At 70.3% G+C, this 10734-nt stretch carries 12 protein-coding genes and 1 pseudogene; 4 read left to right on the top strand and 9 right to left on the bottom strand.

Annotation, left to right across the window (positions count from 1 at the left end; all coding sequences use genetic code 11):
• Window positions 1–84 precede the first annotated feature (84 nt).
• The gene (locus tag HMPREF0591_RS03740; protein WP_007167084.1) at window positions 85–855 is read right to left on the bottom strand and encodes an SDR family NAD(P)-dependent oxidoreductase; all 771 of its coding nucleotides are present in this window, start codon (window positions 853–855) and stop codon (window positions 85–87) included.
• A 32-nt stretch (window positions 856–887) separates the two neighbouring features.
• On the bottom strand, window positions 888–1718 hold the full coding sequence (locus HMPREF0591_RS03745) for an alpha/beta fold hydrolase (RefSeq protein ID WP_007167085.1): 831 nt from the start codon (window positions 1716–1718) through the stop codon (window positions 888–890).
• Window positions 1719–1784: 66 nt separating this feature from the next.
• Here HMPREF0591_RS03745 and HMPREF0591_RS03750 point away from each other — a divergent pair, with 66 nt between their 5' ends.
• Window positions 1785–2393 carry a TetR/AcrR family transcriptional regulator gene (locus tag HMPREF0591_RS03750; protein ID WP_007167086.1) on the top strand — a complete coding sequence of 203 codons (609 nt, stop codon included), beginning with the start codon at window positions 1785–1787 and terminating at the stop codon, window positions 2391–2393.
• On the opposite strand, the gene HMPREF0591_RS03755 is transcribed toward HMPREF0591_RS03750, so the two are convergent.
• The 3 genes from HMPREF0591_RS03755 to HMPREF0591_RS03765 form a co-directional block, all read right to left on the bottom strand.
• Window positions 2388–3041 carry a TetR/AcrR family transcriptional regulator gene (locus HMPREF0591_RS03755; RefSeq protein ID WP_007167087.1) on the bottom strand — a complete coding sequence of 218 codons (654 nt, stop codon included), beginning with the start codon at window positions 3039–3041 and terminating at the stop codon, window positions 2388–2390. The genes HMPREF0591_RS03750 and HMPREF0591_RS03755 overlap by 6 nt on opposite strands.
• On the bottom strand, window positions 3028–4323 hold the full coding sequence (locus HMPREF0591_RS03760; protein ID WP_050789971.1) for a lipase family protein: 1296 nt from the start codon (window positions 4321–4323) through the stop codon (window positions 3028–3030). Before HMPREF0591_RS03760 ends, HMPREF0591_RS03755 begins: the two co-directional genes overlap by 14 nt.
• Before the next feature lie 70 nt (window positions 4324–4393).
• The gene (locus HMPREF0591_RS03765; RefSeq protein ID WP_007167089.1) at window positions 4394–5332 is read right to left on the bottom strand and encodes an extracellular catalytic domain type 1 short-chain-length polyhydroxyalkanoate depolymerase; all 939 of its coding nucleotides are present in this window, start codon (window positions 5330–5332) and stop codon (window positions 4394–4396) included.
• Between the two features lie 74 nt (window positions 5333–5406).
• Between HMPREF0591_RS03765 and HMPREF0591_RS03770 the strand changes: the two genes are divergently transcribed.
• Entirely contained in the window at window positions 5407–5865 is a 459-nt protein-coding gene (locus HMPREF0591_RS03770; RefSeq protein ID WP_007167090.1) for a MarR family winged helix-turn-helix transcriptional regulator, read from the top strand.
• 75 nt (window positions 5866–5940) lie between these two features.
• Complete coding sequence (locus HMPREF0591_RS03775; protein WP_007167091.1) at window positions 5941–6210, top strand: DUF4242 domain-containing protein; 270 nt, start codon at window positions 5941–5943, stop codon at window positions 6208–6210.
• A 4-nt stretch (window positions 6211–6214) separates the two neighbouring features.
• Here HMPREF0591_RS03775 and HMPREF0591_RS34355 read toward each other — a convergent pair whose 3' ends face one another.
• Window positions 6215–6931, bottom strand: a complete 717-nt coding sequence (locus tag HMPREF0591_RS34355; RefSeq protein WP_007167092.1) for a helix-turn-helix transcriptional regulator — start codon at window positions 6929–6931, stop codon at window positions 6215–6217.
• 458 nt (window positions 6932–7389) lie between these two features.
• Here HMPREF0591_RS34355 and HMPREF0591_RS03790 point away from each other — a divergent pair.
• A pseudogene (locus HMPREF0591_RS03790) lies at window positions 7390–7572 on the top strand (BBE domain-containing protein); the annotation flags it as partial.
• 12 nt (window positions 7573–7584) lie between these two features.
• On the opposite strand, the gene HMPREF0591_RS03795 reads toward HMPREF0591_RS03790, so the two are convergent.
• The 3 genes from HMPREF0591_RS03795 to HMPREF0591_RS03805 all read right to left on the bottom strand — a co-directional run.
• Window positions 7585–8394, bottom strand: coding sequence for a polysaccharide deacetylase family protein (locus tag HMPREF0591_RS03795; protein ID WP_040621791.1), 810 nt, complete (start codon window positions 8392–8394; stop codon window positions 7585–7587).
• Window positions 8395–8589: 195 nt separating this feature from the next.
• Window positions 8590–9972 (bottom strand): alpha/beta hydrolase-fold protein, encoded by a 1383-nt coding sequence (locus tag HMPREF0591_RS03800; RefSeq protein ID WP_007167095.1) that lies wholly within the window; start codon window positions 9970–9972, stop codon window positions 8590–8592.
• 133 nt (window positions 9973–10105) lie between these two features.
• Window positions 10106–10734 (bottom strand): HAD-IC family P-type ATPase (locus HMPREF0591_RS03805; RefSeq protein ID WP_007167096.1); only part of this gene is annotated, 629 nt, incomplete at its 5' end.

Below are 10734 nucleotides of genomic sequence, written 5' to 3' on the forward strand. Positions count from 1 at the left end.
GAGCGGATTTGCCAGTCCGACCGCCGCCATCGCGATCCATCGACATTGCGCTCGAAGCTTTTCCGGCTCATCCGGTGTTGGAATTCAGCCGCCCACCATCATCAGGCCGCCGTCGACGGCGAGCAGTTGCCCGGTGATGAATCCCGATCCGGGGCCGGCGAGGAAGACCAGCATCGGGCCGAGGTCGCGGGCGGGATCGCCCAGCTTTCCGCCCATCGGAATCATCAGCTGCATCTGCTGGTCGATGAACGCGCTCGCGTCGGGGCCGAGAAACTCACGCAGCCGGTCCGCGCCGGCCGTCTGCACCGCCGGCGCCAACGCGTTGACGGTGATCTTGTCCGCCGCCCATGCCTTGGCGGCCGACCGGGTCCACGCCTGGACCGCACCCTTGGTAGCGGCGTAGACCGCCGAGATCGGGCTGCCCATAACGGCTTCCGACGAGCCGAAGTTGATGATCCTGCCCCCCTCGGGGTCCTGCTCCTTCATCACGGCGTAGGCCGCCTGATTGGTCAGGATGGTCGCCTTGACGTTCGTGTCCAGCAGGAAGGAGATCTCCTCGACGCCGATGTAGCCGGGGATCCCGGCCTGCCACAACCCCGCGGCGTGCACCAGGACGTCGAGTCCACCCAGGCGCTCGGCGGCCGCCCGCACCGTGGCGGTGACGGCGTCCGCGTCGCGCACGTCGCATTGCAGCCAGCCGGCCGCGAGGCCGTCCGGCGGCGGGGTGTTGTGATGGGTGGCGGCGACCTCGGCGCCCGCCTCGGTGAGGGCCCCCACGGCGGCCGCGCCGATTCCGGTCGCGCCGCCGGTGACCAGGATCCGCCGGCCTTGCAGCGGTGGCGTCGTAGCTGACATGGGCACGACGCTACCGCCGCCGGCGTGGGCGGTTAAGTGCGCACCGCGATCGACGACAACAGGTCGGCGAGCCGGTCCGGCTGATCGATCATCGAGAAGGTCCTGGCGCCGTCGATGACCTCCAGGCGGGCGTTGGGGATGGTGGCGGCCAGCCGGGCGCCGTCCTCCTGCTCGAAGAACACGTCGTCGGCCGACCAGGCGATCAGGGTGGGCTTGTCGAACTCCGGGAGCCGCGCCGCCACTCCCGCCGTGACCTCCGTGCGCAGCGACAGGGTGAACTGGCGCAGGTCTTCGGCGATGGCCGGATCGGAGAGCCCGGGGCGCACCCAGGCCTCGGTGAGGTCATCGATGTTGCGGTGCGTCAGCCCGTCGAACGCGCGCTTGCGTGCCGCCGGCACTCGCATGGCCTGGGCCACGCCCCGGAACGTCGCCTTCGACTTCGCCGCCAGGATCACTGGCTTGAGGATCGGCGGCGGAAAGTGTTCGAACGCATCGCAACTCGTGAGCACCAGCGCGCCGAGCCGGTCGGGGTGGTGCACGGCCACCAGCTGGGTGACGACCCCGCCGGTGTCGTTGCCGACCAGCACCACATCCTCGAGACCGAGCGCGGCCAGCGCGTCGGCGACCATGCCCGCGACGCCGGTGATGGTTCGATCGGCGCCGCGACGCAACGGTTCCGGATGCGCGCCCAGGGGCCACGTCGGGGCGATGCAGCGCAGCCCACGGTCGGCGAGTCGTTCGCTGACCCCGCGCCACAGTTGGCCGCCCATCATGTAGCCGTGCACGAAGACGACGGGCCTGCCGCTTTCGGGTCCGGTTGCTTCGTAATGGATGGTTCCGGCGCTAATGTCGATCGTCGACATAGAGAACTCCTACCTCGGGATACACTTACAAACAGGCTGTCTGTTCGTAAGTTACCAACAGGCTGTATGGAAAGCAAGAGACGGACTCAGGAAGAGCGCTCCGCGGCGACCCGCGACGCGCTGATCGCGGCTGCCCGCAAGCTATGGGGCCTGCGCGGGTACGCGGAGGTGGGGACGCCGGAGATCGCGACCGCCGCGGGGGTGACGCGCGGCGCGATGTACCACCAGTTCGCCGACAAGGCAACGCTTTTCCGCGAGGTTGTCGAGGCGGTGGAGCAGGACGTGATGGCCCGGATGGGCACGCTGGTGGCCGCGTCGGGGGCGACGACGCCGGCGGATGCGATCCGTGCCGCGGTCGACGCGTGGCTGGACGTTTCCGGGGACCCGGAGGTGCGCCAGCTGATGTTGCTGGACGCCCCGAGCGTGCTGGGCTGGGCGGGTTTTCGCGACGTCGCCCAGCGGTACAGCCTGGGCATGACCGAACAGCTGATCACCGAAGCCATCCGGGTCGGCCAGTTGGCCAAACAGCCGGTGCGGCCACTGGCGCACGTGCTGATCGGTGCGCTCGACGAGGCGGCCATGCTGATCGCCACGGCCGAAGATCCCAGGCGCATGCGCCGGGACACCCGCCAGGTGTTGCACCGGCTGATCGACGGGATGCTGGCGGGGTCATGAGGCGCCGTGCACGCCGGCGACGCCCGCGATGACGCCCCGGATGAGCCGGTCGAGGTGGTCGGCGCTGTCGACGGCCGGCTGCCCCGCGACGAACGTCAGCATGATCCCGTTGATGAAGGCCAGGGTGGCGATCGCCTGATCGTCGACCAGCGCGGGCTCGGGCGCGCTCCCTGCCGGATGCCATTGGGTGACGACGTCGCGGGCCAACGCGTAGAGCCGCTCCGCGGACTCGCCGAGCGCGGCGGCCAGTTCGGCGTCCCGGCCCGCCAGCAGCGCGAGCTCGTAGCGGGCCTTGGCTCGGGTCAGCCACGGTTCGCTGTTGACGTACATGACGATGCGGGCCAGCCCCGCGGTGCCGGTGAATTGGCTGGACGGGTCGCCGGCGAGCTCGGCCATCCGAGAGAAGTCGGCCACATCCAGTTCGGCGAGCCGGGTCGCGATCGCGTGCAGCAGTGCCTTACGGGTCCGGAAGTAGAACGACGCGGTGCCGGCGGGCACGCCGGCATGGTCGTCGACCCTGGGGTGACTTACGCCGTGGACCCCGTTGCTGCCCAGCAGAGCGATCGCGGCGTCGGCGAGCTGGCGGCGCCGTTCGGGCGCATTGTGCTTTCTACGTGCGGCGATGCGTTCCAGCTTAAAACTCACCACAGTTGGGCGCGGTGGGTTCTCCGTTGAAGCGGGCGGCGATCCACTGCATGGCCGGTTCGCCGTCGACGAGCATCGGCAGCGCATGGTTGATGACGAGCTTGTTGAGGAACGGCGGCTCCTCGTTGGTCCGGAACTCGACGTCGGCACCCTGGGCGCACCAGTCGCGGCCGAGCTGGTTGGCCGCGGTCCACGGCACCAGCGGGTCGTAGCGGTTGCTGTTGATCAGCACCGGCGCGTTGGGTTTGTAGCGCCCGATCCGCTGGTCTTCGAACAGGGTGTTGAACGGCTCCTCGTTGACCAGTTGATTGATGTCCTCGGTGAAATACGGCTGGATGTGGCGAAACATGAAGTCCAGCAGCGTTTGTCCGACGCACTGGCGGGATACCGATTCGAGCATCGCCAGCCCACGGGGGGTCATCTTGGACCGGATGACGTCGGCGAACTCCGGGTAGGCGGCCATGACGCTGTTGAGCGCGTACCCGACCACACCGACCAGGGCGCTGCCGTCCGCGTAGGGCAACAACTCCTTGAGGTTGGCCGGCGGCGCCCCGGCGTAGGTGCCGACGATGTGCAGATCCGGGGCGTAGGCCGACGCCAGCTCGGCCGCCGACGCGGTGGCGCCCCCGCCCTGCGAGTAGCCCCAAAATGCCACCGGCCCATGAGGATCCAGTGACGTTCCGGGGAGCCTCATCGCGGCGCGGGCGGCGTCGAGCACCGCCTGCCCCTCGGCCACGCGGCCCACGTAGGTGTGCATGGAGGTGGTGCCGAGGCCTTCGTAGTCGGTCATCACGATGGCGAAACCGCGCGCGACCATCGTGGCGACGAAGAGTTCCTCGTAGTTGAACATGATGTCCCAGCCGCCCGAATAATGGATGCCCTGGTTGAACATCCGCGACGGGGCGCACTGATTGCCCTGGCCCTGCGTGCCGGGTGCGTAGCTGATCAGGGGTCGCGGCCCGCCGCCGGGCCACGCGTTGTACGGCTCGAAATAGGTTCCGGTGACCGCGATCGGGTTGCCGCGAGTGTCGGTGCTGCGGTACATGATTCGGGTTCCGGTGGCCATGATCGCGCCCAGCTGGCCGGACGGCTCGAGCACCAGCCGCGACGGCTCGGTGCGGATCAGGTCACCGGGCCGGCCCGGCGGCAACGGGTCCGGCGGGGTGTAGAACTCCGCGTATTGCGGTTCGTCCCCGTCGGCGCGCGCGCTCCCGGCGGTCCCGAGGCCGGCCAGGGCGGAGGCGATGATCAGCAGGACGGCGAGAGCTCCCCCAACCCGGCGCATCACGGAACGGTAACAATCGGCGCGCAGGCGCGGAAGGCCTTTCTCTAAATTTTTAGAGAACCGGCTCGTCCTACCCGCGATCCCGGGCGAAGAACCGCCAGATGGTGTCGGTGGCGTCCAGCGCCGTCGAGGGCGCGGGGATGCCGGCGAGCCTTTCGGCAAGGGGGCTGGGCTCACCGCCCGGCCATTGATGGCCGGCCCCGGCCACCGAGATCAGCTCGACGGTGCGCCCGCCCGCGCACGCGGCGAGTTGCGTCGTCACATCGCCGGTGGTGGTCGAGGTCGGCGGTCCGCACGCATCGATGCCGCGCCAGGTGGCGTTGACGGACGGTACCGACAGCCCGTCGACGCGGGCGGTCCCGTTGCGGGAGAACGCCTTTCCGGGCCCGCCGCCGTAGGGCACCCGGTCGTCGGCCGTGCCGTGGATCTGCAGCACCGACGCGCGCCGCGCCTGCGAGCAGTCGGTCAGCAGCGTGCCCGCCACCGGGGCGATAGCGGCGAACAGGTCGGACTGGCAGCCGAGCCGGAGCGCCATCATTGCCCCGTTCGACATGCCGGTGACATAGACGCGGGCCCGGTCGATGGGCATCTGCTGTTCGATCGCACCCACCATGGCCGTGACGAAGCCGACGTCGTCGGTGCCCGCGCGCTGCGGTTCGCCGCAGCAGGTCCCGGCGTTCCAGGCGCGGTCGAGCCCGTCCGGGTAGGCGACCAGGAAATGCCCGGCATCGGCCTCGCCGTCCCAGTGGTAGGAGCGCTCGGCCTGCTGCCCGGTGCCGAAGCCACCGTGCAGCATCACCACCAGCGGGGCCGCACCGGTCAGTCCCTGGGGCCGGTACAGGTGAAAGGTCCGGTTGATGCCGCCCGATTCGATGCCCTGGGTGGACTGGCCGACCGGGATCGATTGCGCGCCGGGTGTTCCGAGCGCGTGTCCGAGGCAGCCGCCGACCGCGACGACGAGGACCGCGGCGAGGCAGGCGCGGACGGCGCGGGCCCGGGGGAATCGCATGCCGCCATCGTGGCACCCGCTTCGCGGTTTGACAAGTGGCTTGTCAATCTCGGGCCGGGTGGCACACTCTCTTCATGCGACGCGCCCTGCACCCCGATTGGCAGCCCACCGTGCCCGCGCTGGTGAACCTGGTCGCCGCGTCCGGGGCGCCGCGGCTGCGGGCGGCGTTTGCCACGGCGGGCCTCGACGGGATCCGCCCGGCGCAAGCGGTCGCGCTGGTGCCGCTCGCGTCCGGCGGCCTGCACGCGTCGGATCTGGCCGATCGGCTCCAGGTGAGCCGCCAGGCGGTGGCCCAGGCGATCACCGGACTGGAGCGGCACGGCTACGTCAACCGGGTGCCCGATCCCGTCGACGCGCGCGCCCGGGTCATCGAGCTGACCGCGCGCGGCCACCAGGCCCTGCGGGTAATGCGTTCGAACGCAGTCGATTTGGAGCATCGGTGGGAGCGGGTGCTGGGTCGGCGCCGATTGGCCGAGCTGCGCGTGGCCTTGGAGGCGTTGCTCGCCGACCAGGCCGATGCGGCGGGGGATTGACGCACCCCAAAAATTCCCGTGTGCTCACCGTCGTTGACGGCTTAGGCTCGACCCAACAGTGAACAGGAGTCCGCCGTGCCCATCTTCATGGTCGAGCGCAACTTTGCCGAGGAACTGGAGCCCGGCCTCGAGGTTGCCGACGGTATCAATCGGATCAAGGACCAGGAGGGCGTCCGCTGGATGTACTCGTTCCTCTCGGCGGACAAGCGGAAGACCTATTGCCTCTACGAGGCGCCGTCGCCGGAGGCCATCAGGACCGCGGCCGCGCGGGCCGGCCTGCCCGCCGAGGCGGTCGTCGAGGTGAAGGAGCGCCTGATGCCGGACGGGGCCCTGTCCGACATCTGAGGGCCTAGCCGAGGAGCTCGTGATCGGCGGCGTACATCGCCGCCTGCGTGCGGTTCGCGGCGCCCGTCTTGACCAGGATGTTGCGCACGTGGTTGGCGGCGGTGTTGGTGCTGATGAAGAGGCGTTCGCCGATCGCGCGGTTGCTCAACCCCTCGGCAAGCAGCCGCAGCACCTCGACCTCGCGCTCGGTCAGGCCGTCCGGGCCCACGGGACCGGGGGTGAGCAGCGGATCCACCAGGTCGACGACGCGGGCCTGCCCGATCGCCCCGGCGGCCGCGCGCGCCTCCTCGGCCAGGGACCGGGCGTCTTGACCGAGCGACGCGGCGAACAACGCGCGCCGGGCCAGCGTCTCGTTGATGTGCACCACCGAACCCATCCGGCGGTCCATCGCGAGGGCGGCGGCGAAGTGCCGCTCGGCTCCGGCGCCGTCGCCGCAGAGCGCGGCGATCCGGGCCAGATAGCGGTCGGCGCTGCCGAACAGCGCGACGAATTGGCCCGCCACCAGATTCTTGCCGGCGTAGCGCGCGAGGAACGGGCGCAGCGCGTGGACCGCTTCGCGATGCGAAAGCGCCAGCGCCGCTTCGACCATGAACACCAGCTCCATCGGCCACTGAGCGTCCTCGAGGCGATCGCCGAGGTTGCGGTTGAGCAGTTGATTGAGCGCGCGGGTCATGCCGTGTTCGCAATCCAGCTCGGTGTACAGGGCGAGCAGCCCGGGCACCCAGCGGCCGGCGAACGTCTCGCTGCCGTCGACGAACCCGCCGAACCTCTTCAGGTCGCCCGTTTCGCGGCGGAATGATGAACATCTGCACCCCTAGACGGGCGTGATCGTTGGAGCCCTCGGTGTCGTCGGCGCCGAACAAATCGCCCGTGCGCAAGGCGATGTCGGCCCACCGCTCGGCGCCGGAGAAGTCGCCGCGCAGATAGGCCAGCGCCTGCTCGATGCACGCGCCGACGAAGCCGAAGGCCGGTTGGCCGCAGGTCTGGGCCGCTCGCCGCATGTCGGCGGTCGCGGCGGCGAGGCCGTCGGGCCGGCCGGCCAGGTAGCTGACCAACGCGTGGAAATGCGATGCAGCGCGGCGGTCGGCTACGAGGAGGCCAATTGGCGCCCCGGGCACGCGACGTCGAAGGCGGCGAGCTGCTGGCGGCGGCCCTGGAATCGTGCGGGCTGCCGTTGACTACTGGGACGCCACCCACCCGTCCTCGGCGGGCGGCGCCTACGTGAACTTCATGATGGACGAGGGCCAGGAGCGGGTCCGGGCGACCTACGGCCCGAATTACCGGCGGCTCACCGAGGTCAAGGCGCAATACGATCCGGGCAACGTGTTCCGGATCAACCAGAACATCCTGCCCGCCGGCTGAAAACCGCTCCGCTCAAGGGGTTTTCAGGAAGACGTCGTTGAGCGTGACGGTGCGCAGGTTGCGCTCGCGGATGACGTCGACCAGTTGCGGGTAGACGTGCGTCACGGGCAGGTGATTGAGGTGCCCGATCACGATGGCCTGCGCAGTGAAGTACTGATCGGCCATCCGCACGATGTACTCCTCGGTGATCAACGTCGAATCCGACAGCGACCCCGACCACAACGTCGGCACGGTGTACCCCAGGTCGGCGGCGACGGCGTCGACGGCGGCGTTGCGCTTCGCGTACGGCGGGCGCCAGTACGGCTTCGCGCCCACGCCGTACGTCTTCTTCAGGAATTCGTCGTTGCGGGTCAGCTGCTCCGCGACCTCCTCCCTGGGCAGCGTCGTCAGGTCCGGGTGTGACCAGGTGTGGTTGCCGAGCTGGATCTGCCCGCTGTCGACCAGGGGCCGCAGCATCTCCTTGTTCTCGGTCCAGGAGTCGTACGTGCCGTTGACGAAGTAGGTCAGCCGCACGCCGGTGTCCTTGGCGAACTGCGTGTAGGCGCGCACGACCTCGCTGTTGACGCCGTCGTCGACGGTGAGCGCGAGCAGATCGCCCTCGCCGGGGAGCTTGATCAGCGCGCCCCCGCCGGGTAGCGGGATGCGGGCGCTCGATGGTGGGGGCGGCAAGAGGGCCGCCGGGGCGGTGGGGCCGGACGTCGCCGCGGAGCCCGGCGGCACCTGGGCGAAGGTGCGCGGTTGCGGGTCGACGATCAGCCGGGCCGCGCCCACGCCGGCGACGACCGACGCGGCGAGCGAACCCAGAAACTGACGGCGATTCAGCGCGGGCAGGCGAAAGCCCGGAGCAACGGAGCCGGGTGGGACCCGGCGGTGGTTGCGCCGCACCGCGCCGCCGGCCGCCCCGCCCAAGGGCCGCCCGTCGCGCAGAAAATCGCCGGTCATCAGCAGCGAACCGTACCACTACCAGGGCCAATATCTCGGCTGCGTTACTGGTGGGTCAGCTGTGAATATTTGGGATCAGTGCGATCCGCCGCCGCGTTGCGGCAACGGCACGGGCGGAACTTCGGGTGTTCCCAGCGCCGCGGCCAGCCAGGGCAACGCCGCGGCGAACGCCCCGGCGGCAAACGGCCAGTCATGCCTGCCCGGCTGACTGACCACGGCGCAGGTGATGCCGTTGGCGCTGGCGGCGGCGCACAGCGCGTTGGCGGCCGCGTCCTGGCCCTCGGGGTTGGCGGCGGGATCGGTGCCGGACGCGCCGCCGATGGAAGCCACCTCCGCGACGTTGCGCGGCTCCGGCGATCCCGGCACGTCGAACCAGCCCGACACCCCGGTGTAGCGGCCATGCCGCGCGATCACCGTGAGCGGGTCGAACGCGGCCCAGGCGGTCCGGTCGCCGCCGAACAGCTTGGCGATCGTTTGGTCCTTCGGGCCGACATTGGGGCTGCGGTCACCGGCGATGTCCACGAAGGCGCTGAACAGCTCCGGGTGCATGACGGCCAGGTCGACCGCGCAGGTACCGCCCATCGACCAGCCGGCGACGCCCCAGTGGGCGCGGTCCGCGCTGACGCCGAAGTTCGACACCATGAACGGGACGATGTCCTTGGTGAGGTGGTCGGCGGCGCTGCCCCGGCTGCCGTTGACGCACTCGGTGTCGTTGTCGAAGGAACCGGTGGGATCGACGAACACCAACACCGGGGAGAAGCCGCGGTGCGCCGCCGCGAAGCCGTCGACCGCGGTGAAGGCGCCACCGGGGCCGAGCCAGTCGGCCGGGGTGTTGAACGCCGAGCCGATCATCATCACGGCCGGTAGCCGGGGCGGGGGATTGCTGTTGAACCATGCGGGCGGCAGGTACACCAGTTCCCGGCGGTGGCGAAACTGTGAGGCGCCGTCGATGTCCACCGGCACTACCACGCCCTTGGCCGGCCTCGTACCGGCGACCTGCATCTCGGTGACCCTCAGCCGGTCGATCTGGTCGGGCAGCGGCACCGAGGTGAGCTGGTTCCACGCGGCCAGCGCGGTGGGGAAGTAGCCCACCCACCCGTTGAGCGCCAGGCCCGCGCACAACACGCACAGCGGTATGGACAGCACCGCCACCCCGCGGCGCCACCAGCGCGTGCCCCGCCAGCCCACCAGGAAAACCGCGGCGGCCAGGCCGGTCATCGCGATCCAGAGCCACAGCGCGGTCGGCGCCGGGTCCCCGGCCACGCCGAGCGACGTAATGTACCAATACGAGAGCGCGGTCACCGCGGCGGCCGCGATCAGGGCCACCGGCAGCACCCGTTTGAGCCAGGGCCGCGCACGCCACTGGATCGCGATGATCAGCAAGAAGAGGGTCAGCCCCTGCACGCTCAGGGGGAACCAGCCGTGCAGCAGGGACAGTCGTCCGAAGAAGTGGTCCAACGGTCGTTGCCTTTGCTGAGTCGATCGCTGCGCGGGGCGGACCCGTGGTGTTCTCGAACGCGGTGGGTCGGATCAACTATCCCACACCGGCCCCGCTCGTCCGGCGTCGTCGCTGGCTTGGGGGCGTGCCGACCTAGGTGGTTGCGACGCTGGTGAACGAGCGCAGCCGCAGGCTGTTGGCCACGACGAACACGCTGGAAAACGCCATCGCCGCCCCCGCGAGCATCGGGTTGAGCATGCCCAGCGCGGCGAGCGGGATCGCGGCGATGTTGTAGCCGAAGGCCCAGAACAGGTTGGCCTTGATGATGGTCAGCGTCCGGCGGGACAACCGGATCGCGTCGACGGCCGCGCGCAGGTCACCGCGCGTGACGGTGAGGTCGGCGGCCTCGATCGCGACGTCGGTGCCGGTGCCCATGGCCACCCCGAGGTCGGCGGTCGCCAGCGCCGCTGCATCGTTGACGCCGTCGCCCACCATCGCGACGACCTTGCCCTGCGACTGCAACCGCTTGACGGCGGCGACCTTGTCGGCGGGCAACGTGTCGGCGATGACCTGCTCGATGCCGACCTCGTCGGCGATCCGCCGGGCGGCGACCGCGTTGTCTCCGGTCAGCAGGATCGGCGTCAGGCCCAGCCGCTCGAACTGGCGGACCGCTTCGGCGCTGGTGGGCTTGACGGTGTCGGCGACCACCAGGACCCCGCGGGCGCGGCCGCCCCAGCCGACGGCGACCGCGGTCCTGCCGGCGCCCTCGGCGCGGGCCTTGC

The organism is Mycobacterium parascrofulaceum ATCC BAA-614 (assembly GCF_000164135.1).
Lineage (GTDB): Bacteria > Actinomycetota > Actinomycetes > Mycobacteriales > Mycobacteriaceae > Mycobacterium > Mycobacterium parascrofulaceum.